The organism is Spiroplasma endosymbiont of Poecilobothrus nobilitatus, from assembly GCF_964030655.1.
Taxonomy (GTDB): Bacteria; Bacillota_I; Bacilli_A; order Mycoplasmatales; family Mycoplasmataceae; genus Spiroplasma.
On the sequence record NZ_OZ034915.1, the window covers coordinates 1,194,575 to 1,217,379 of the forward strand.

Below are 22,805 nucleotides of genomic sequence, written 5' to 3' on the forward strand. Positions count from 1 at the left end.
CTTAATAATTAAATTAATACTTTAAGTATTGATAATATTTTACAAAAAAAATATTAAAAACAAAATAAAATTAATTTTTATCAAATTATTTGTAATTTAAACAAATATTTTTAAAAATAATTTGACAAAATATTTTTTATTTTTATTTTTAATATAATAAATTTTCTTTTTATATAATATAACGTTATTTTAATAATTGAGTAAGATTATTAATCATTTCTGTTAATTTCGTAATCAAGCCATTATAAACATTAGCATCAGTATAATCAATTCCGATATCTTTTAAAATTGCTAACGGTTCTTTACGACCACCTTGTTTTAAAAAGTTTAGTAAATATTCTGGATGGCCATTAATGACATCATTATAAAGTTTAAATGAAGCAACAATACAAGTTGCATATTTATAAACATAATATGGTGAATGAAAGAAATGTAAAATTCGTGGTCAACTATATGATTTTTGTTGTAACTCATGTTTATCAAAAACAGTATAACCAAATTCATTAGCTTTTTGCTCAAAAAGATTTGCTAATTTATCAGCATCTAATGGTTCATTATTTTCAACCATTTTATGCGCAGCTAATTCAAAATCAGCAAAATGAATTTGCCGAAAGAAAGTTGCCATAATTTCATCAATTCGATTTTGTAATAAATAAATTTTTTCTTCTTTACTTTCAACATATTTATATAAATAATCAAATAATAAGTGCTCATTAACTGTTGAAGCAACTTCTGCTAAAATAATTGGATAACTATTTAATGGATATTTATTATTTAAATCTGCTAATAATGTGTGAACAGAATGACCGGCTTCATGTGCCAATGTATTAACTGAACCAATTGTATCATCTCAATTCATTAAAATAATTGGTTCAACTCCTGAATTACCAGATGAATAAGCACCACTACGTTTATTAGTATCTTCAAAGTAATCAATGCGATGATCACTTCAAGCTAACTCTAATTGGGTTAAATATTTATTTCCTAATGGTTGTAGGGATTCGCGTATCATTTTTTTTGCATCTTCAACAGTATATTTCTTATCTAATGATGCAATGTTTGTAACTAATTTCAAACTACGATCAGTTGGATAAAACTTTTTAAATTTAAAATGTTTTTTTAATAACTCATTATATTGAACAAATAAATGACTATTTTCACGACCATATTTAATTAAACTTGCATAAATTTCTTCAGATACATCATCATTATTTAATGATGCTTGCAAAGTGTTTTTATAACCACGCAAGCGAACAGATTCAACACTATGTTGAATGATTCCCTCATAAATTCGTGCAAAAGAATGTTTTTTATCAACTAAATGCTCAGAAAACAATTGTGCTGTTTTAATTCGAAATTCTTGCTCACCTAATGGATCAGATTTTTCCATAATTTCACTATATACGCTATTTGTTAATTCTGTTTTTGCTCCTTGATAATCAATAAAAGTTGGCTTTTTATCAGCATATGCTAATAAATCATACAATTCATAAGCTACGCTTCGTGACCGTGTTACTAAAGCTAAAATTTCTTCATCACGTTCTGATAAAATATATTTTGCATTTTTAAAAAACTTACGATAACTATATTCATATGCACTTAATGCAGAATCTTCTTTAATTCATGTCATAATTGTTTTTTCACCAATTGCTTTTAATTCGGGAGCAACAAAAGCTAATTGACTTGAAATTTGATTTAAAGTATTTGAATAAGTTCCTGCTAATTCTTTATATGATAAATCAGTTGTATCAATATCACCCATATGTAAATATTGTCCCATTTTATTTGCAATTAAATCAATTTCTTCATCTAAAAAAATATATTTTTTAAAAACAGTTATTTGATTTAATTTTTCTTTAAAGGTAATAATTTCTTCTAATTTTTTTACAATTTTTACTAAATCTTTTTTCGAAGCTTCATGATTGGGATATAAATGACTAAAATCTCATTTATATTGTGCTGGTGCTTCATTTCGTTTCATTATTTTCTCCTCTTTCTTCTAAATTTACCTTTTTATATTATAACGGAAAACAAAATATTTTTATTGTTATTCTAGATAATGTTATAATATTGTGTATATAATTATTTATATAGAAAGAAGGAATTTTACAATGGTATTATTAAATGACAAAAAACAAGTTTTAACACTAAAAGCAGTTTTTAAAGGTGACGAAATCAATCCATTAGTTGTTCAAGAAAACGGTGCAAGAACTTTAATTTCAGAAGAAAAAACAATTTATGCTTATTTTGAAAAAGCATTAAATTTTAAAAATGCTGAGGATTTTATAAAAAATTTTATAAAAACAATTAAATATAGTTTAAACATTGATGTTGACACTTTCAAAAAAGGCGCTGAAGCAAATACTCATATTTTTAAAGCTCTAGCGGAAGGAACATTATATGCTTTAAATGATAATTATAATTTAAAAACAGATAAAAAAGAAAAATCAGTTTATACAATTAATTTAATTCATAACTGTGACAAGGCACCCACTATTTTTAAAGAGATTCAAATTAAAATGGAATTTGTTAATTTTGCTCGTATGTTGCAAGATACACCACCAAATTTAATGTATCCGGAAGTTTTTGCTGAAAAAATTACAACAATGGCAAAAGGAATCCCAAATTTAAAAGTAACAGTTTTAGATAAAAAAGAAATTGAAAAAGAAAAAATGGGTTTACTTTTAGCTGTTAATGCGGGAAGCTATTTAGAACCCCGAGTTGTTATCTTAGAATATTTAGGTGATAGTAGTAAAAAAGAAAAAGTTGGTTTAATAGGAAAGGGAATTACCTTTGATAGTGGCGGGTATAACTTGAAGCCATCAGCAGCATTAACTGGAATGAAATTTGATATGTCAGGAGCAGCTATTGTTTGCTCAACAGTATTAGCTTTAGTAAAAGCACAAGTTAAAACAAATATTGCTGCGGTGGCTTGTTTAACAGAAAATCGAATTGGAGGAAAAGCAACTTTAACTGAATCAGTTATTACGTCAATGAACGGAAAAACTGTTCAAATTGATAATACTGATGCTGAAGGAAGATTAGTTCTAGCTGATGGTATTACTTATGCTATACGTAAATTAAATGTGGATAAATTAATTGAAGCTTCAACATTAACTGGTGCAATTCTAGTAGCTTTAGGAAAATTATTAACTGGTGTTTTTTCTAATAATGATGCATGATATGAACAATTTGCACAAGCAGCTTCTAATGCTCATGAAGGAATTTGAAGAATGCCAATTTTAGAAGAACATACTTCTGTAATGCGTAAAACACCAATTGCTGATCTAACAAATGCTGAAAGTTCACGCTTTGCTGGTAGTTCAACTGCTGCTGCATTTTTATGTGAATTTGTAGAAGAAAAACCATATATTCATTTAGACATCGCTGGAACAGCCGATACTAAAGATTGACGCGGAACTGGAGTAATGATTAAAACATTATTTGAATTATTTAAAGAATAATTTTAAACATCTTGTAAAAGCAAGATGTTTTTTTATTTTGCATTAAAAATAGATTTACTAAAAGTAAATCTATAATCATCGCTTAAAAATTTTAATATATAAATCTTTGACTCCTTGACTCATTAAACAATATCCAATCACTAATGCAGCAAAGAAAACAAAATACATTGCGGGTAATGGTACTAAACTTAGTTTTGGCCCTAATGATGTAAATGGTAAGGTAATTCCAATCAAAATGACGGCAATGCTGGATACCAATAATTGCCATGATGGCATTGATTGAAAGAATGAAATTTTTCTTGTTCGATACATTTGAACAATTAAGGTTTGGGTCACTAATCCTTCAACAAATCAACCTGTTTGAAATAAAGTAATTTGTTCGGCCGTGATGTGTTGTGGATTGGCAAGAACCCCAAAATAATACCCCATAACAACAAAAGTTAAAACATCAAAAATTGAGGAGACAGGCCCATTAACAAAAACAAACGGTAAAATATGCTTTGTTGTTCAAGTTTGTGGTTTTGATAAAAAGTCCACATCAACCTTATCAAATGCTACTGCCAATTGGGATATATCATATAATAAATTTTCAAATAGAATTTGAATTGGCATCATTGGTTGAAATGGTAATCATGCTGAAGAAATTAAAATACTCAGAACATTTCCAAAGTTAGAAGCTATTGTAATCTTAATATATTTTAAAATATTTCCAAAAATTTGTCGTCCCTGAATAATTCCCTTTTCCATAACTAATAAGGACTTTTCTAATAAAATAATATCTGATGCTTCTTTTGCAATATCAGTTGCATTATCAACAGATATTGCAACATCACTTTGGCGTAAAACAGGTGCATCATTAATTCCATCACCCATAAAACCAACAACATGTTGATTTTGTTTTAAAGCTGTAATAATTTTTGCTTTTTGTAACGGATTTAATTTAACAAAAATATTATTTTGTTCAACAACATCACGGAGTTCAAATTCACTTAATTTTTCAATATAATCGCCAGTTATAACACCACGAATTTTTAAATGAACTCGATCACAAATTGCTCTTGTGACTTGTTCATTATCACCCGTTAAAATTTTTAATTGTACTCCATTTTTTCGCAATAATTGAATCATTTTTGCTGCAGAAGGTTTTGGTTTATCAAGAAAAGAAACAAAACCATAAAAAATTAAATTTTTCTCATCTTTTGTTGAATAATAAGTATCGGCATCATGACCATGGTTATATGCTAATCCAATAACTCTTAATCCTTCACTATTCATTCGTTCTGCTGTTGCAGAAATCATTCGTAAATGTTCTTCTGTTATCTTTTCAACTTTTCCTTTATATTCAATTCTTGTGCAATTTTTAATAATTTCTTCAATTGCCCCTTTACAGATTAAAGTATGATGTTTGTCTTTGTCTGAAACAACAACCGTTAATTTACGCCGATTAAAATCAAATGGGATTTCATCAATTTTTTGATAATCATCCTTAAAATTAGATAAATAATGATTATCAATATAATGAATAATTGCTTTATCTAAAGGATTTTTTAATCCCGTTTGAAAATAACTATTTAAATATAAATATGTTAATAAACGATCATCTTTTTTATTATCTAATAAGTGATAATTAACCAATTCAATTTTATCATTTGTTAATGTTCCTGTTTTATCCGTACATAAAACATCAATTGCCCCTAAATTTTGAATTGCTTCTAATTTTTTAACAACTACTTTGGCTTTACTCATTCGGCTGGCACCACGAGCAAGATTAGAAGTCACAATCATTGGTAACATTTCCGGAGTTAAGCCAACAGCAACTGAAATAGCGAATAATAAAGCAGATAACCAATCATTTTTTGTAATTCCATTGATAATAAAAACAATTGGAACCATTACAAACATAAATGATAATAGTAATCAGGTCGTTCTTTTAATTCCACGATTAAAACTATTTTCTGGTGGTTTAGCTTGTAATGTTTTTGAAATTGTCGCATAATATGTTTCTGTTCCCGCGCCAATAACAACTGCAATTGCACTACCTGAAGCAACACTTGTTCCCGTATAACAAATATTTTCTAACTCTAGTAAACTTGCTTTATGACGATTATAACTAGCGTGTTTTTCAACGGGTAACGACTCACCGGTTAAACTGGATTGATTAATAAAAAGTTCGTTACTTCATAATATTCGAACATCAGCAGAAACCATATCCCCACTTGATAAATAAATTAAATCACCTGGTACTAATTCATGAATTTCTAATTCTTTTGCTTCTCGAATTAAACTAGTATTATTTTTAACTGAAACTTCAGAAACTTTTTCATCATCTTCTAATCGAATTACTGTAATTGTGTTACTAACTAAATCTGTTAGTTTTTTTGTCACGAAAAAACTGCGTATATCTTGAACATATGCAATTGTGGTACTAATAATAATCATAATAGCAATAATAATAACTCCAATAACTTCAAAACTATCGCCACTTAAAGTAAAATAACTAATTATATTATAGGTCGCAATCAAAGCCAAAACAATATTAAAAGGATTTAACAATACTTTTAAAAAATGTTTAAATCAATGAAATTTCATTTTTTTTTGCGAATTATCACCATATTTTTTACCCATTTCTTCTGCTTCATCATAAGTTAAACCAAAATTTTTAAGTTCAAAATGTTCTAAAATTTCGCTTTGAGAAAACTGGGAAATTTGTTTAATCTCATCAGTTTTTAAAAAACCAATTTCTTTTTTTCGCCCCTTAAACTCTTTATTATTTCCCTTAAATTTAGTTATTATTTTTGCCATTCCAAGACCACTTTCTTAAAAAAATATTTTTACCTAAATTATAAATTTAGGACTTTTAACAAATACATTAACAATTTATAAATCAAATAAGACTTAAAGTAATAAAATTCCTAAATCAATAATATTTTTTATCCTTTTTAAATAATTTCACCTTAGCCTTTCATAATTTTATTCTTATGTTAATTATAACGAAAATAATTTAAATAAAACATAATTAATAATAAATAAAAAATAATAATACATTAAAATTTTTAGTACTCTTATTTTTAATAAACTAACTGTAAATTGTAAATGCCAAACCATAAAAAGTTAACTATTAATTTAGTTAACTTTTTTAAGTTAATTATAGGGGGTTGAAATTATGTAAACAAAGCAATATTTTATTTTGCGGTCGTTAGTGAAAAAGTATGGTAAAGATAATGTTATTAATACTGTCAATAAAATTGCAAATGATATTGAAATTAAAAAGTAAAAGAATAAATTATCGATAGTAAGAAAAAAGTTGAAGTTTGTAAGTATAACAAACAAAATTAAATTTATTTATTAATTAAGTAATGCAAAAAAAATGCTTAATATTATGTTTTTAGTAAATTTATTTAATTTGTTTAGTTGTTTTTATTTATATTTTTTTGTAAAATCTCAACTTTTGTAATGCTATCAAATTATCCGCTAATAAATTACGCGGAATAATTTATTTAATAATGTTTTTTAAGTGGAGCAAAGCGACAACGGGCGGAGCGAGTTTGCAAATTTTAATTTTTTAATTTATTGAAAGGAGTTATATTATCCCAGTATGATTAACATGAATATTTAGTATTTTGATTTTTTTAGGTATTTTTGCGTGAATTGGTTTATCAATTTATCAAAAAATTCGCCAAATTCGAGGAAAGAAAAAATATAAAAAAGAAATTGAAAACAAGGAGGATAAGAAATAATGTTAGGTATGTATTTAACAACATCAATTAATTTTTTAGCAGATGGTGATATGCCCACTATTTCAGATGGATTGGGTTCTATTTGAAGTGGATTAGTACAAGCAATGATCAAAGTTAAAGAAGCAATTTATGCTGTATTACCACAATTAATGACCTTTTTAGGTGACGCGTGAATTATTTTAATTCCATTTTTGGTATTTTTGTTATTGTTAAGATATTAAACTTTTTCCGTGTTATGGTTAAAAGATTTTAATAAAATATTATATTTTATTTGAATTTATTTTAAATAAAACTAAGGCACACTAGTTTATTCATTTTTATTAATTTAATTTATATAACTATTATTTTAAAACTTAATAGTATTTTTCAGTGTGCCAATTTTTATTATTTTATATATTTAACATTGTTAATAATCAGTGTTTTTATCAATAAATAAGCAATATATAAACATTAAATATAACATTGTTTATTAAACAAATATTTAGTTAGGAGATGATAAATAATGATTAATTATTTTGAATATAAATGTGAAATTTGTTTTAATGATATGAAAAGATTACGATTTAATGAATTTTATTGCATAAATTGTAATAAAGGAGTTGATAAAATTGAGTAATTTTGTTAAGAAAAATCAGAATATAGCAAATTATTTTATTTCTAAGGAACTTATTCCTTTTGAAACAGATAAAACAAGTTTTATAAATTTGCCTAATCATAATCGCCATATTGGTTTTTGATTGAGTAATAAGTTTATTTATCCGAGTCAAAAACATTATGAGCAAGTAGCAATCGGTTTGATTTATGATAATTCTTATTCTATTATAAAATATGATGAAAATTTAAAACGACATATTTGAAAATATTTAACTGGAACAGAATTAATTAATTTATATGATCAATATAAGAAAAATTATTTTACTAATATGCACAAAGCATTATTTCAAAATAAACCAAAATAAATAATAATAATAATAATAATTTAACAAATTGAAGTGATGAAAAAGTACAACAATTAATTCGTGATTTGGAGGAATTATAAAATGGAAGTTAAATTAATAGAAGAAGTAGAAAAAGAAAATAGAATACAATACGAAAAAAATAAAGGCTATAAATTATGTGATAATGGTTATATTTTTCATAATTCAATTAAACATTATTTCAAAGTAGTTGGTTGTTATAACGAATTTATAAAAGCAAAAGTTTATTTTAGAAAGTTTGGTGGCGAATATAAGATTAATTTTTTGTGTAAGAAATGTTATAAAAAGTTTAAAAAAATTCCATCTTATGTGTTCGAAATTTTAGATGAGGAATGTTATAGAAAATCCGTTAAAATTAGTATGTTTTGTTTTGATTATGAAAATGAATATAAATATGATAGAGGTTTTTATAATGAGTTTATATAATTATATCAGCAAAAAATATCATTATGGATTTATATAACTCAGATACTTTTTTACTTTCGTTGTTTGGTAAAATGGCAATTTTGTTTAGTCATCCGTTGATGTTAACAATATCAAGTTTATATATTGTTGGGTTTATTGTTTCAAAAACATTATATAGTTAGGAGTTGAATTTATGAAAAGTAAAATTTTAAAGTTTTTAAAAGAAAAATGATGAGAAATATTAGTATATATTTTAACTGTTGGTTTTGGTTTTTCTTTATTTATCGGGTCAATTTATGATAAATGAGATAGATTAATTAATGAGTTTGGTATTTTATTTTGATATATGTTAGTTGCTAATTTATTTTTTTTGAATTGAATTAGTTTGATTTATTTTATTTATAATTAATCTTAAAAAGAAGAAAGGCGGTAAAGAATAATGCGTAAGTCATTATCTTTATTCGCTATATCTATTTTAGGTATTTTAGGTTTAATTATTCCTTTTATTACCTTAACAGCATTTAAACCTTTAAATCAACAAAATTATATTGTTAATCAACAAACAACTGGAATGAATGAAATTGATTTTATTAATACAATGTTTTTACGTAGTATTTTTTTTGAAAATTGATCAGAAACAAATTATTTTATTAACCTTACTTTAAAAACATCACAATTATTAACTTATTAGACCCCATAGAAAGTGAATTTAATCCTAATCTTTGGGCTGCCGATATTGAACAAGCAATGGATACAGAAGTTGCTTATAAACGTAACAAAATTTTAGATATTATTAATAACGGAAAAGTTACAACTATTCAAGGTAAAAAAGCAGATGATACAAATGCTTTACAAATTCATGATGAAATTATGGATAAAATATATGAAAATGGCTTTACCCCATCAGAAACAATTGTTTTAGGTTCAGCTGATTTTATTCGTGGAATTCGCGATAAATTACAACTACAATTTGGTGCAAACGATCAAATAAACAGTGTAATCGCAACAAGCGGGTCAATAAAGTATGTTGAAGGAACAACTTACTATATGGTTCCAAAAAAAATACCAATTTGGAATGGCAACACTTTTTAACACACTTTTTATATAGACATTTGTTTTCTAAAAGTAACTGGAGATAAATAATTTAAACTGCCATGAATTCGAATATTGTTATATCAATGCACAAAATCAAAAAGTTCGTATTTTAATTGTGTTAAATTTTTAAATTTTTTACCCTTAATAAATTCAGTTTTAAAAGTTTTGTAAGTTGTTTCAGCCACAGCATTATCATAAGGGCAGCCTTTATTGCTTAATGATCTTTTAATATTAAAAGTTATTAAAATTTCATCAATGATTTTATTTTTAAACTCATTACCACGATCATTATGAAATAGAGTTATTTGATTTAATGGTCGTGTTATTTTATGAAAAGCTTGTTGGGCCAGTTCGGCTGTTTTATTCGGCCCAGCACTATAACCAATTATTTCACGATTAAACAAGTCAATTAATAAACAAATATAATGTCATTTAGCGCCAACTTGAACATATGTTAAATCACTAACAATAACTTCATTAGGTTTTTTATTGTTAAATTGACGATTTAAAATATTATTAATTTGGTCATTATTGACTGTTGTTTTATGATTATGATATTTTAATTTGGTGTATTTAGAAACCAAATTATTTTTGATCATAAAGAATCTGATTTTTCGCCGCGATAAAATGATATCTTTTCTGTTTAAAATAACTTTAATTTTGCGAGCCCCATAAATTTTGTGACTTTTATTAAAGGCACTGATAATTTCTTGTTCATAATTATTAACTTGCTTGTTAATACATTTATTAGTTTGATAATAATACGTTGATTTTGATAAACCCAAAATCTTGCATATTTTTCTTACTGAATATTTTGTTTTGTTGTTATTAATTATTGTTATTTTTTGGCCATTATCAGTGCGGCTTGCTTTAAAATGTCATTTTCCATTTTCAAGTCTTTAAGTTCTTTTCGTAAAGTTATTATTTCATTTTCTTCTAGTGTGCGATTGTCTTTTGCTTTAAATGAACCAGAATTATTATAATTTTTAACTCAACTATAAATAGTTGGTTTTGGTAAATTATATTCTTGCCCTATATTAATAACACTTTTACCATTTTTATATAGCATGACAATTTGTTTTTTAAATTCTTCAGAGTATGAAGTTTTATTTCCCATTTTTATATTCCTTCTTTATTAATAATTTTATCTAATTTTGAAGTCTATATAATTATGGTCCTAATAATTGGAGCCTATCCACATGAAGCTTTTTTAATAATTCATACCTTGTTTTATAATATTCTAAATTTATTTTGCCAAAATAAATTTTAGGTCCTTTAGGATTGTTTAATTTTCCTTTTTTATGATTTGTTAATCAAGATTCTACTGTATTTGCATTTATATTATATTGTTTTGCTACTATTCAACAACTTTTTTGTTTAATTTCCTCAATGATTTTTGTTCTAAATTCTGATGTATATTTGTTATATTTTTGTCCTTTTTTTGCCATATAAAAATGCACCCCCTATAAAAATTTAACAAAATCTTTTTTTATTTTACTTACTTTTTGGGGTGCAGTCTTTATAAGCAAAATACTTTTTTTATTTTAAGATTAACATTTGTTGAATTTCTGCCAAATCACGTAGTTTTTCTTTATTAACATTAATCTTAAAGTTATAACCTTCATCTTTTTGATATTTTGGAATAATATGAAGATGATAATGAAAAACCTTTTGAAAAGCTTCACTTTTTTCATTGCTAACATAATTAATTCCAACAGGTTTTAATGTTTGATACATTTTTTGGGCAATTATTTTTCCAACTTTAGCAACTTCTGTTAAGTATTCGTCATCAGTAACAATATAATATTCAAAGTGTTTTTTTGGAATAACTAAGGTATGACCGTCACTGTTGGGGAATGCATCTAAAAAAGCATAAACTAAGTTATTTTCATAAATTTTTTTACTTGGTATTTTTTGGACAATAATTTCACAAAAAATGCAATTGTTTTCGTTCATATTAATTTCAGCTCCTTATGTAATTAATTATAGCAAATAACTACTATGGTTGATTAATTAAGCCATTTTTAATATAAAAAAAAGAAGATTAAGACAAGACTGCACCCCAAAAAGTAAGTAAAATAAAAAAGATTTTGTTAAATTTTTATAGGGGGTGCATTTTTATATGGCAAAAAAAGGACAAAAATATAACAAATATACATCAGAATTTAGAACAAAAATCATTGAGGAAATTAAACAAAAAAGTTGTTGAATAGTAGCAAAAATATGGATAGGCTACAATTATTAGAGCCATAATTATATATACTTCAAAATTAGATAAAATTATTAAGAAAGAAGGAATATAAAAATGGGAAATAAAACTTCATACTCTGAAGAATTTAAAAAACAAATTGTCATGCTATATAAAAATGGTAAAAGTGTTATTAATATAGGGCAAGAATATAATTTACCAAAACCAACTATTTATAGTTGAGTTAAAAATTATAATAATTCTGGTTCATTTAAAGCAAAAGACAATCGCACACTAGAAGAAAATGAAATAATAACTTTACGAAAAGAACTTAAAGACTTGAAAATGGAAAATGACATTTTAAAGCAAGCCGCACTGATAATGGCCAAAAAATAACAATAATTAATAACAACAAAACAAAATATTCAGTAAGAAAAATATGTAAGATTTTGGGTTTATCAAAATCAACGTATTATTATCAAACTAATAAATGTATTAACAAGCAAGTTAATAATTATGAACAAGAAATTATCAGTGCCTTTAATAAAAGTCGCAAAATTTATGGGGCTCGCAAAATTAAAGTTATTTTAAACAGAAAAGATATCATCTTATCGCGGCGAAAAATCAGATTCTTTATGATCAAAAATAATTTGGTTTCTAAATACACCAAATTAAAATATCATAATCATAAAACAACAGTCAATAATGACCAAATTAATAATATTTTAAATCGTCAATTTAACAACAAAAAACCTAATGAAGTTATTGTTAGTGATTTAACATATGTTCAAGTTGGCGCTAAATGACATTATATTTGTTTATTAATTGACTTGTTTAATCGTGAAATAATTGGTTATAGTGCTGGGCCGAATAAAACAGTCGAACTGGTCCAACAAGCTTTTCATAAAATAACACGACCATTAAATCAAATAACTCTATTTCATACTGATCGTGGTAATGAGTTTAAAAATAAAATCATTGATGAAATTTTAATAACTTTTAATATTAAAAGATCATTAAGCAATAAAGGCTGCCCTTATGATAATGCTGTGGCTGAAACAACTTACAAAACTTTTAAAACTGAATTTATTAAGGGTAAAAAATTTAAAAATTTAACACAATTAAAATACGAACTTTTTGATTTTGTGCATTGATATAACAATATTCGAATTCATGGCATTTTAAATTATTTATCTCCAGTTACTTTTAGAAAACAAATGTCTATATAAAAAGTGTCCTAAAAAGTGTTGCCATTCCATATGTTATAAAATGAAATACATGATAATATTCAAATCGTAAAGAAAAAGATATAATTAAAAAAATAGTAAATACTTTTTATTAGTACTTACTAAAATGGGTGCACTATATTTTTTTAATCTTCTTTAATAATATATGATTCGATTGCATCATATAAAGTTTGTGAATAAACATTTTCTGGATTATTGGCAAAGGCTAAGGAATATAATCTTGTTTTTGCTGCTGTTTGTAAATTTTGTTGTTGTGCAAAATTATATTCAATTCATTTTAGGATTTGTCCTTTAATATTTTTTGTAATGTCAACTGGTGTGCCATCTTCATTATAAAGAGCTTCACCATTTTCATTGTATGTTCCTAAATAACCTTTTTCATTATATAATCATGATAATGAACGCTTAATACCACCTTGTTGTGCTAATCAAGCTTGATCTAAATCAATTGGTGTTCCTCCTGACCCGTATCAAGTTAATGATAATTCTTTATTATTTTTATTATCATTTTTATAATTAATATTCATTTTTTTCATCAAATCAACAGCATAAATTGGTAATACTAAGACAACTGACCCGTATCTTTTATTTGCATCTAAAAATTGGTAACTTGAAGGGTCTGTTCCTTCGCCTGATTTTATAATACCTGGTGTTTCTGTGTCAATAATTTTTTGTTTATATGCATCAGCATTGTTTGAAGTTGTAAAAATATCATTTGGGTTTTTATTTTTATCAATTCCAACAAATCCTTTAAAACCACTAATCCCAAAGATTGGATCAATTCCATCTTTAATCATATTCTTAAAGATATTTTGGTTTTTCTTATTAAACATGTCTTTAAGTTTTTTTATTAAAATGTCCTGATTATTAGTTAAATCAGAATTTAATTGTTCAACATTTGCTAATGGTCTTTTATCTGCATCTTTATTATCAAATAATTTGTCTAATTCTTCTTTATCTAGTTTTAATTCTCACACCATTTTAACATATGATTTTCATCGTGCTCCACTAATGGTATCTCATGATTGAATAGCGTTAAATAATGCACTATTTCGATTTAGATAAATTGAACTATTATCTCCGCTACCATAGCGCTTAATCTCGTTTTGGTGTAAGTATGTTGCAGTAATAATTTTATCAATAACTACTGGTACTTCAACATTTGTATAATAATCTTTAAACCGAACTTTTAATGCAACTTTTTTTTCATCTTCTGGCATTGCATAAAAGTCAGTATAATTAGCTCCAGCACTTTTACTTTTAATTTCGAAATTATCTTCTCCTTTCTCTTTTCTTGATTTCATATAATTTGGTTTATCTGTCCCTTTTCAGAAATATGATTGAGTACCTCCAACATATCAACCTTCTGATTGATAATCAGGTGCATATCCTTGTCCTGCAATTGTTGTTTCTAAAGGTGTTGAATTATAAATTCCAGTAAAGTATTTTGTACTTAAATTATCAAGTGCAACTTGCTCAACAAAGTTAATAAATTGTTTTATTAATAATGAATCAGGTTGGTTAACATCAATTGTTACTCCAGTATAACGTGCTCTTGTTGCTTCTTCTGAAGCATAGAAAAAATTTGAAATATTAGTATCTAATAATCTTACAGCCATTTCTTTTAGGGCTGCTTTAGTGAAAATGTCATTAAATGAATATTTGACAATATTTGATTCATTTTCTGAATTAATTTGCGCAATAATTCAACGTTTAACTTCATCAGCAATTGCGGGGTAGGTAAATCTTTCAAAATCTTTTTTTGCACATGCATAAAGACTTGCGCCATTAGAAGAAAGAATAGACACTGTTCCTAAAATACTTAGTAGTTTTTTCATTATCGTCTACCTCCTATTTTATAAAAATGTTTTATTGGATCTGTTATTACAGGAGGAAATTGATGCACTCATAATGGAGTTTCTACCGAAACAGCTGATTTTGTGTAATTTAAACCAATTTTTTCATGTCATACTTTTGCGTTACTAATTTTTTCAACAATAGTTTTTGGATCAATTTTAGCGGCGGGTTTTCCCATTTTATATCCTTCAATTGTTTTATTTTCTGCTTCAAAACTACTGTATAAACGTTGAGCAGCACCCCCTGATAAATTAGTTGACATTGCATTAATAATTGAAATAAATCAATCATGATTTGTATCGTGTCCTTCTAAATCTTTAAAAGTAAGAAAGTTTTTTAATCATTCTTGAGGACCAGCACCATTTGTTAAGATTTTATTATTAAAATTATTGAAAAAGTCATAAATTCAAAATCATCATGTTTTATCATCAGTTGAACCAGAACCAGAACTTAATGTAGCATATTTTTTAACTTCATTTAAAACATTAAATTTTAGTTTACTGTTATTACTACTATTTACTAAACTACGATTTACTAAATATCATAAGTATTGAGCATTACTAAATTGTTTATTCATTTTTTGTTCTGATTTGTCAACTGTCATGATTGCTGATTTATCTGCTAATGAACTATAAAAATTACTTGAATAATTTAAACTTTTAAATTGTCAATTGCTATCATAAGCGTAGTATGATGTTGGGTCAGCATCCTGTAGATATTCGTGGCCATCAATATGAACTAAGTTTAAACCATTTGTATCAAAGAAACTAATAACAATATCATTAGTAGTACCAATTTTTCAAGCAGCACTAATTGGATCGGCTGGATTTTTACGATTAATTTTACTTACCGCACCATTTATATCACCAGGCGCAGTTTCACCAGGCGTATTAATGTTATTATATACACTTGATTTTAAAATATTTGATTTAACAGCATCAGCTTGTGTACTTAAAGTTAATAAATCTGATGATGGAGTAACTGTACTTTTACTGTTAGTAGTAAAGTCTTCTCAACTTTTAGTTGAGTATAAAGTTCCTAAATCTTTATTAATTTGTGTTTTTGTTGTTTCATCAAAACTATCTGCTGTAAAACCAGCATCAGTTGGCGTTGCTCCTGATTTAAAGGCATATGTTATTTTTGAAATTGCTAAAGGTTTTTCATTTTGGAATCATTTTTCAATCATATATTTTTGAAATAATGATAGTTGACCAACATCATTTGTTTCACTTAATATAGGAGTTCCAACTGATGTTTTAGATGAATTTTCAAAAACAGGTGTTGCAACTGGTGGATGATTACGCATATATTTATTAGTGTCATAATTACAATTTCCTAAATCTGTTGCAATTGTATTAATACGAGTATTAATTTCAGCGATTTTTAAGTTTGATAGATTATCAATAAATTCTTTTTTGTCTTTATATCAACTAAAAGCTAATGCCAATTGAGTACGTAAATTTTGATTGTCAGTATTTCAATCGTCTGCTTTATTTCCGTTTTTAATAAAACTAGCAAAATCTGTTAAGCTAGTAACCACACTAGTAATGTTATTTTGTTTGTATACACGCATATTGTTATTTAATAAAACATTAGTTAACATTTGTGTTGCACTAATTCCGCCATCAGCACCAGTTGTCATAATAGCAGCCTTATAATTTTGTTCTTCAATTTCATATTTTTTGCTGCCACTAGCATCACTGATATCTTTATAGTTTGAATCTAAAAAATCATGATATTTTTTTTCTCATTTTTTTTTATCACTGTCTTTAAAACTTTGTTTCTTTTTCTCAACAGTATTATTTGTATTTGTGATTAGTAATTGTCATTGTGTTTTTAAAATGTCTTTTAAATTTTTATAATCAACAATATCACCGATTGTAGTTTCTTTTGATACAAAAAATTTATCAGGGTTCGCTAAAACTGCAACGCTTAAAATTTGCATTAATTGAACTGACATTTTGATTCTTGTTGCGCCATCTCATTGTGTTTGATCATTTGTTCATTTTCCATTTCCGGCATTTACAAATGGATTTTCTAAGACACTTCAAATATCAGGAGAAGTGATTTTTTTACCACCAAAAATTCCTGGAATTCATGCTCAGATGCTATCACCATTTTCATTTTTATGTTGATTATTTTTTTCTTTAGTACTACAAGCCGCCGTCCCAAATGCGGTTGCGCCCACTAATATCATACTGCTTAGTGATGATAAAAGTTTTTTCATTTTAGTTCATCCTTCCTCTTGACTTTTTATTTTTGTACTTTTTGATAAAAAATACTAACTACATTCTATTAAAAAAATATAATAAAGTCTACTTTTATTGTACAATAAAAGTAGACTTTATTATTAAAAAATAAAGATAATTTCACTTCTGGACTAATATAATACATATTTTCAAAGGAGGGGGCTAAAGTGAAAAAAATTGAAATCAAAGATTTATTTGTTTCTGCTGATAATGATATTATTTTAAATGGTTTAAATTTAACTGTTAATATTAATGAAATTCATGCTTTAATGGGACCTAATGGAAATGGAAAATCAACTTTATTATCAACAATTATGGGGCATCCTAGTTATAATGTTGAAAGTGGGGATATTTTAATTGATGGGGAAAGTATTTTAGACAAAACGGCTGATGAACGAAGTAAAATGGGAATTTTTTTTGCAATGCAATCACCAGTTGAAATTTCTGGAGTTTTAAATTTAGATTTTTTAAAAGCAATTATTAATGCTCATCGTGATTCACCAATTAAATTACCAGAATTATACCAAGATATTAATCGCAATATTAAAAATTTAAAAATTGATGATAGTATGATTCGCCGTTATTTAAATACTGGTTTTTCGGGGGGAGAAAAGAAAAAAAATGAGATTTTACAATTAAATTTATTAAACCCATCTTTAGCTTTAATTGATGAAATTGATTCAGGTTTAGATGTTGATGCTTTAAATGTTGTTAGTACTGAGTTAAATAAAATACGAAATAAAAATTTTGCTGCAATTATTGTGTCCCATTATGACCGCTTTTTTAATTTAGTGCAACCAACACATGCTCATATTATTGTTAAGGGTAAAATTGTTAAAAGTGGAGATTATAATTTAGTTAAAAAAATTAACGAAGAGGGATACGAATGATTATTACAAGAATTAGATTTAACAGTAGAAAATAAACAAAGTGGCGTTAAACCTTTAGCAGGAATTGGGTGTGCCGCTCAAAAAGGTAAGTAAAAATGCAAGTTTTAATGAATGAACAAAAACTTATTGGTGATAATTTTACTATTGATGCAACAACACCCAAATTAACATTTACAAATAATAAAGCTGGTGAAGTTATTAATATTAATTTTACTACTAATCTTGTTAATGAAACTTTTTTGTTTTTTTTAAATTTAACTTCAGAAGTAACAATTAACTATAATATTCCTGCTAATAGTCAAATTAATATTATTAATATTTACAAAAATCGTGAATGTGAACAAATAGCTAATCTTTTTTATAACTTATTAGAAAAAGCACAAGTTAATATTTATCACTTAAATATTGTTAATAGTAGTATTACTGAAAATATTGCCTTCAATTTGCGGGGTAAACGTAGTGCTATTAAATATTATTTGGCAAGTCTGTCAACACATGAATATCATAAAAATGCGATTATTTATGCTCATCATTTAGCCCCAGCAACCGAAAGCGAAATTAAAACTTACTCAATTGCAAAAGATAATTCATTACAAACTGTCAAATGTACTAGTCATATTGAAAAAACAATGGGTAAATCAGAAGCACATCAAGAATTACGATTACTAGTTTTTGATAAAACTTCAAAAGCAATTTCTGATCCGATTTTGTTAATTGATGAAAATGATATTAAAGCAAGTCATGCTAATGCGGTTGGGATGCTAGACCCAGAGCAAATCTTTTATTTACAAACAAGAGGTTTGACAATAACGCAGGCTCGAAAATTAATTTGTATGGGTTATTTTAAAAATGTGATTGATGCAATTGAGGATGAGGAATTACAAAAAAATATTATTGATGAAATTGATACAGAAATTGGAGAATAACGATGATTGATTATAGAGAAATTAAAAAACAATTTCCTTTTTTTAAAAATAATTATGAGCAAATTTATCTTGATAGTGCTGCTACTAGCTTAAAACCACAAGTTGTTATTGATGCTATTAATGATTATTATACAAATTATGGAACTAATCCGCATAATACTGATAGTGATTTAGGATATAAAACAAATGTTCAATATGAACTTGTTCGTCAGAAACTTCAGCATTTTATTAATGCTAAAAAGGTTTCAGAAGTTATTTTTGTCCCTGGAGCAACTTATGGATTAAACCAAATTGCATATGGTTTAAGTTCAAAGATTACAGCGGGTGATGAGATTCTAATTACAAAACAAGAACATGGTGCAAATATTTTACCGTGATATCGGATGGCACAAGAAAAAAAGCAGTTGTTAAGTTTTTGCCAGAAATAAATTTTCAAATTGATTTAAAACAATTAGCAACAGTTATTACTGCTAAAACAAAGATTGTTTCTTTTGCTAATGTGCCAAATATTTTAGGATATGAAAATGATCCAACAACAATTGTTACAATAATTAAAAAAATTAATCCAGGAATAATTGTTGTGATTGATTGTGCACAGGGTGTTATTCATATGCCAACTGATGTTCAAAAGTGAAATGCTGATTTTATTACTTTTTCAGCACATAAAATTTTTGGCCCAACTGGAATTGGGATTTTATGAGGAAAAGAAGAATTATTGCTACAATTACAGCCGTTAATTGTTGGTGGTGGTATGAATACTCGAATTGATAGTAATGGTTTAGATTATAGTTTAAAAAAATTACCAGACCGGTTAGAAGCGGGCTCAGCTAATATTGCTGATATTTTTGGTTTTGGAGCAGCAATTGATTTTGTTAATAGCCTTACTTTAAAAGAAATTATTAAATATAATCATCACTTAAAACAATATGCAATTCAACAGTTTAATAAAAAATTAAAAGATAAAGCAATAATTTATAATGCCGATAGCAACGGACCAACATTAGTTTTTAATATTAAAAATGTTTTTTGTCAGGATGTTACAATGCATTTAGGAAGTCGCAATAAGATTACTGTTCGGAGTGGTGATCATTGTGCGCGGTTAATTGGTACTGTTATTCCAGAAAAAAATACAATTAGAGCTAGTTTTTCAATTTATAATAGTTATGAAGATATTGATTTGTTAGTATCGGAACTTGCAAATGAGAAAGATTTTTTAGGAAGGTTGGTTTAAATGGAATTTAATAAAAATGACCCAATGTTTTTACGACAAATTATTATGGACCATTATTTAGAACCACAACACAAAGGTTTAACAAAGAAACCGACAGTTTATTCAATTCATCAAGCTTCTGAATCATGTATTGATGATATTTATTTAGAATTAATGATTGAAGGAAATAAAATTATAAGTGTTCGATTTGATGGCGTTGGTTGTGCAATTTCAACAGCATCAAGTGACATTATGGCGCAAGAACTAGAAGGAAAAACAATTAAGGATGGTTTAGCAATTATTGAAAATTATTTAGCAATGGTTTTTGACAAACGATATGATGAGAACAAGTTAAACGATTTAATTGCTTTTATTAATATTGCAAAACAACCTAATCGAATTAAATGTGCGACAATTGGTGTTACTGGTTTTAAAACATTATTATTAGATTTATTAAAAACAGATGATAATTAATGCCAAAGGAGGTCTTATTAATGCCAAAATTAAAGCAAGAAAAAGAAATTAAAGAAATCTCTAGTTATAAATATGGTTTTAATGATGGAGATATTTCTTACTATAATACTGGGAAAGGTCTTAATGAAACAATTATTAATGAAATTTCAAATCATAAAAATGAACCAGATTGAATGCGAGAATATCGGTTACAGTCATATCATAATTTTTTAAAAATAAAAAATCCAAGTTGAGGGCCGAACTTAGAATTTATGGATTTTGATGAGTATATTTATTATATTAAACCAACAGAACATATTGCAAAAAAATGAGATGAGGTTCCTGAAAAAATTAAAAAAACCTTTGACCGGTTAGGTTTACCAGAAGCCGAACGTGAATATTTAGCTGGAATTAAAGCTCAATATGATAGTGAGCCAGTTTATGGAAGTATGTTAAAAGAAGTTGAAGAAAAAGGAATTATTTTTTTAGATTGTGATGCGGCATTACGACAACATCCAGAGTTATTTAAAAAATATTTTGGAACATTAGTACCAAATACAGATAATAAATATGCTGCTTTAAATGGAGCTGTTTGATCAGGTGGATCATTTATTTATGTTCCAAAGGGAGTTAAATTAGAAAAACCATTGCAGGCTTATTTCCGGATTAATTTTCAGAATAGTGGTCAGTTTGAACGTACATTAATTATTGTTGATGATGATGCAGAATTACACTATATTGAAGGATGCACAGCACCAATTTATTCTCGTGATTCTTTACATGCTGCTATTGTTGAAATTTTTGTGGGAAAAAATGCAAAAATGCGTTATACAACTGTTCAAAACTGGAGTGATAATGTTTTAAATTTAGTAACAAAGCGTAGCATTGTTGATGAAAATGGTCAAATGGAATGAATTGATGGTAATATTGGGTCAAAAATTAATATGAAGTATCCGAGTGTTATTTTAAAAGGAAATAATAGTAAAGGACAATGTATTTCAATTGCGGTAGCAAAAGAAAATGTTATTCAAGATGCTGGTTCAAAAATGATTCATTTGGGGAAAAATACTTCTTCTAAAATTATTTCTAAATCAATGACTTTTAATGGTGGGACAGCAAACTATCGTGGGTTAGTTCATATTGGACCAAAAGCACAGTATTCAAAAGCTAGGGTTGAATGTGATACTCTAATTCTAGATGGAAAATCACATTCCGATACAATTCCTCAGAATAAAGTTTATAATAATGAATCACAAATTGAGCATGAAGCAACAGTAAGTAAAGTTTCTGAGGAACAATTATTTTATTTACAAAGTCGTGGTTTATCAGAACAAGAATCTTTGGAAATGATTATTATGGGATTTTTAGAACCATTTACAAGAGAATTACCAATGGAATATGCAGTTGAATTAAATCAGTTAATTAAAATGGATATGGAAGGTAGTGTTGGTTAATGATAACTCGTGCTAAACAAGAAATTCGACAAGAAAAATTGCTTGTAAGAAGTAAGATGTCCTGTACGATGAAACGGCAAAAAAACAATTCTTGTGAGATTGTTTTTTTATTTTTCTATTAAAAAAATAAATTTATTTGCATTATTCATCGGATAGTATCTTTAAATTTAGAACTTTTATCATAAAAATAGATGTTATTCTGTTTTCCCTACACAAAATAAATGATATTTTTATAAATTTCCTTTCAATAAAGGTATTATCCGATGAAAAATGCAACGCTTAAAACTTAATATTTTGATACTTAAAGAATGGATAACTCATCTATGGCACGAAGCCTTAAAGAAAGTGTGAAAGCGAATGGATTTATTCCTATTTATTTCTTTAATTCTCGGCAAGATTAATCACTTGCGAAATGTCAGGGCGCGTGTTTTTTGGCTTGTTTTCATAAAAAGAGTACTGTTAAACCGAAAAAACAATATCGGACACTAAAAAAACAAGATGGTTGGAGCTCCAAAAGGTTATTTTCTTTATATAAAGTTGTCTAGGGGTAATTAATAACTGGGTAAACTTTTTTTGTTTATTTCCGTAGGGGGATAAACTCTGTCTAAATATCCTACCGCCACCGCTCACCCCCAAAGTGAAGCCGGCGGCGA

21 protein-coding genes and 2 pseudogenes are annotated in these 22,805 nt (G+C 26.5%); 16 read left to right on the forward strand and 7 right to left on the reverse strand.

Features of this window, described 5'->3' with window-relative positions; translation table 4 throughout:
* Nucleotides 1-184 precede the first annotated feature (184 nt).
* Complete coding sequence (gene pepF / locus AAHM76_RS06955; RefSeq protein ID WP_342255915.1) at nt 185-1,981, reverse strand: oligoendopeptidase F; 1,797 nt, start codon at nt 1,979-1,981, stop codon at nt 185-187.
* A 130-nt stretch (nt 1,982-2,111) separates the two neighbouring features.
* Between pepF and AAHM76_RS06960 the strand changes: the two genes are divergently transcribed.
* A complete protein-coding gene (locus AAHM76_RS06960) occupies nt 2,112-3,464 on the forward strand; it encodes a M17 family metallopeptidase (RefSeq protein WP_342255916.1) in 1,353 nt (450 codons plus the stop codon).
* Between the two features lie 69 nt (nt 3,465-3,533).
* Here the strand turns inward: AAHM76_RS06960 and mgtA are convergent, their stop codons facing one another.
* Nucleotides 3,534-6,266: a magnesium-translocating P-type ATPase gene (gene mgtA / locus AAHM76_RS06965; RefSeq protein ID WP_342255917.1), complete on the reverse strand. Its 2,733-nt coding sequence runs from the start codon at nt 6,264-6,266 to the stop codon at nt 3,534-3,536.
* 785 nt (nt 6,267-7,051) lie between these two features.
* On the opposite strand from mgtA, the gene AAHM76_RS06970 reads away from it, so the two are divergent.
* The 7 genes and pseudogenes from AAHM76_RS06970 to AAHM76_RS07000 all read left to right on the forward strand — a co-directional run bounded on the left by AAHM76_RS06970 (nt 7,052) and on the right by AAHM76_RS07000 (nt 9,675).
* Complete coding sequence (locus tag AAHM76_RS06970) at nt 7,052-7,201, forward strand: hypothetical protein (RefSeq protein WP_342256864.1); 150 nt, start codon at nt 7,052-7,054, stop codon at nt 7,199-7,201.
* Nucleotides 7,201-7,422, forward strand: a complete 222-nt coding sequence (locus tag AAHM76_RS06975; protein WP_342255918.1) for a hypothetical protein — start codon at nt 7,201-7,203, stop codon at nt 7,420-7,422. Before AAHM76_RS06970 ends, AAHM76_RS06975 begins: the two co-directional genes overlap by 1 nt.
* A gap of 387 nt (nt 7,423-7,809) precedes the next feature.
* Nucleotides 7,810-8,240 (forward strand): annotated as a pseudogene (locus AAHM76_RS06980) (DUF3627 domain-containing protein).
* A gap of 1 nt (nt 8,241) precedes the next feature.
* Nucleotides 8,242-8,604, forward strand: coding sequence for a hypothetical protein (locus AAHM76_RS06985; RefSeq protein ID WP_342255919.1), 363 nt, complete (start codon nt 8,242-8,244; stop codon nt 8,602-8,604).
* Between the two features lie 172 nt (nt 8,605-8,776).
* Nucleotides 8,777-8,992 carry a hypothetical protein gene (locus AAHM76_RS06990; RefSeq protein WP_342255920.1) on the forward strand — a complete coding sequence of 72 codons (216 nt, stop codon included), beginning with the start codon at nt 8,777-8,779 and terminating at the stop codon, nt 8,990-8,992.
* Between the two features lie 30 nt (nt 8,993-9,022).
* A pseudogene (locus tag AAHM76_RS06995) lies at nt 9,023-9,271 on the forward strand (spiroplasma phage ORF1-like family protein); the annotation flags it as partial.
* 59 nt (nt 9,272-9,330) lie between these two features.
* On the forward strand, nt 9,331-9,675 hold the full coding sequence (locus tag AAHM76_RS07000) for a hypothetical protein (protein WP_342255921.1): 345 nt from the start codon (nt 9,331-9,333) through the stop codon (nt 9,673-9,675).
* 8 nt (nt 9,676-9,683) lie between these two features.
* Here the strand turns inward: AAHM76_RS07000 and AAHM76_RS07005 are convergent.
* The 3 genes from AAHM76_RS07005 to AAHM76_RS07015 form a co-directional block, all read right to left on the reverse strand.
* Nucleotides 9,684-10,795, reverse strand: a protein-coding gene (locus tag AAHM76_RS07005; RefSeq protein ID WP_342255922.1) for an IS3 family transposase whose coding sequence is annotated in 2 segments (ribosomal slippage) — nt 9,684-10,552 and nt 10,552-10,795 — 1,113 coding nt in all. Because the reading frame shifts where the segments join, the coding sequence is not laid out codon by codon here.
* A 52-nt stretch (nt 10,796-10,847) separates the two neighbouring features.
* Nucleotides 10,848-11,126: a hypothetical protein gene (locus AAHM76_RS07010; RefSeq protein ID WP_342255923.1), complete on the reverse strand. Its 279-nt coding sequence runs from the start codon at nt 11,124-11,126 to the stop codon at nt 10,848-10,850.
* Nucleotides 11,127-11,217: 91 nt separating this feature from the next.
* The gene (locus AAHM76_RS07015) at nt 11,218-11,634 is read right to left on the reverse strand and encodes an HIT family protein (RefSeq protein WP_342255924.1); all 417 of its coding nucleotides are present in this window, start codon (nt 11,632-11,634) and stop codon (nt 11,218-11,220) included.
* Between the two features lie 166 nt (nt 11,635-11,800).
* On the opposite strand from AAHM76_RS07015, the gene AAHM76_RS07020 reads away from it, so the two are divergent.
* Both AAHM76_RS07020 and AAHM76_RS07025 read left to right on the forward strand, forming a co-directional pair.
* Nucleotides 11,801-11,923 carry a hypothetical protein gene (locus AAHM76_RS07020; protein ID WP_342255925.1) on the forward strand — a complete coding sequence of 41 codons (123 nt, stop codon included), beginning with the start codon at nt 11,801-11,803 and terminating at the stop codon, nt 11,921-11,923.
* A 60-nt stretch (nt 11,924-11,983) separates the two neighbouring features.
* A protein-coding gene (locus tag AAHM76_RS07025; RefSeq protein WP_342255926.1) for an IS3 family transposase occupies nt 11,984-13,095 on the forward strand; the annotation gives its coding sequence in 2 pieces (ribosomal slippage) (nt 11,984-12,227 and nt 12,227-13,095; 1,113 coding nt in all).
* Between the two features lie 143 nt (nt 13,096-13,238).
* On the opposite strand, the gene AAHM76_RS07030 is transcribed toward AAHM76_RS07025, so the two are convergent.
* Both AAHM76_RS07030 and AAHM76_RS07035 read right to left on the reverse strand, forming a co-directional pair.
* A complete protein-coding gene (locus AAHM76_RS07030) occupies nt 13,239-14,951 on the reverse strand; it encodes a lipoprotein (RefSeq protein WP_342255927.1) in 1,713 nt (570 codons plus the stop codon).
* Nucleotides 14,951-17,197: a hypothetical protein gene (locus AAHM76_RS07035; RefSeq protein WP_342255928.1), complete on the reverse strand. Its 2,247-nt coding sequence runs from the start codon at nt 17,195-17,197 to the stop codon at nt 14,951-14,953. The genes AAHM76_RS07030 and AAHM76_RS07035 overlap by 1 nt, the downstream gene beginning before the upstream one ends.
* 189 nt (nt 17,198-17,386) lie before the next feature.
* Between AAHM76_RS07035 and sufC the strand changes: the two genes are divergently transcribed.
* Genes sufC through sufB form a run of 6 tightly spaced genes read left to right on the forward strand, consistent with a single transcriptional unit; the run spans nt 17,387 to nt 22,152 of the window.
* Nucleotides 17,387-18,202 carry a Fe-S cluster assembly ATPase SufC gene (gene sufC, locus AAHM76_RS07040; RefSeq protein WP_342255929.1) on the forward strand — a complete coding sequence of 272 codons (816 nt, stop codon included), beginning with the start codon at nt 17,387-17,389 and terminating at the stop codon, nt 18,200-18,202.
* Between the two features lie 2 nt (nt 18,203-18,204).
* Complete coding sequence (locus tag AAHM76_RS07045) at nt 18,205-19,035, forward strand: SufD family Fe-S cluster assembly protein (RefSeq protein WP_342255930.1); 831 nt, start codon at nt 18,205-18,207, stop codon at nt 19,033-19,035.
* Between the two features lie 2 nt (nt 19,036-19,037).
* Complete coding sequence (locus AAHM76_RS07050) at nt 19,038-19,463, forward strand: aminotransferase class V-fold PLP-dependent enzyme (RefSeq protein ID WP_342255931.1); 426 nt, start codon at nt 19,038-19,040, stop codon at nt 19,461-19,463.
* Complete coding sequence (locus AAHM76_RS07055) at nt 19,451-20,266, forward strand: aminotransferase class V-fold PLP-dependent enzyme (protein WP_342255932.1); 816 nt, start codon at nt 19,451-19,453, stop codon at nt 20,264-20,266. The genes AAHM76_RS07050 and AAHM76_RS07055 overlap by 13 nt, the downstream gene beginning before the upstream one ends.
* Nucleotides 20,267-20,719: a Fe-S cluster assembly sulfur transfer protein SufU gene (gene sufU / locus AAHM76_RS07060; RefSeq protein WP_342255933.1), complete on the forward strand. Its 453-nt coding sequence runs from the start codon at nt 20,267-20,269 to the stop codon at nt 20,717-20,719. It abuts the gene before it with no gap.
* Between the two features lie 20 nt (nt 20,720-20,739).
* Nucleotides 20,740-22,152, forward strand: coding sequence for a Fe-S cluster assembly protein SufB (gene sufB / locus AAHM76_RS07065; RefSeq protein ID WP_342255934.1), 1,413 nt, complete (start codon nt 20,740-20,742; stop codon nt 22,150-22,152).
* Nucleotides 22,153-22,805: the final 653 nt, after the last annotated feature.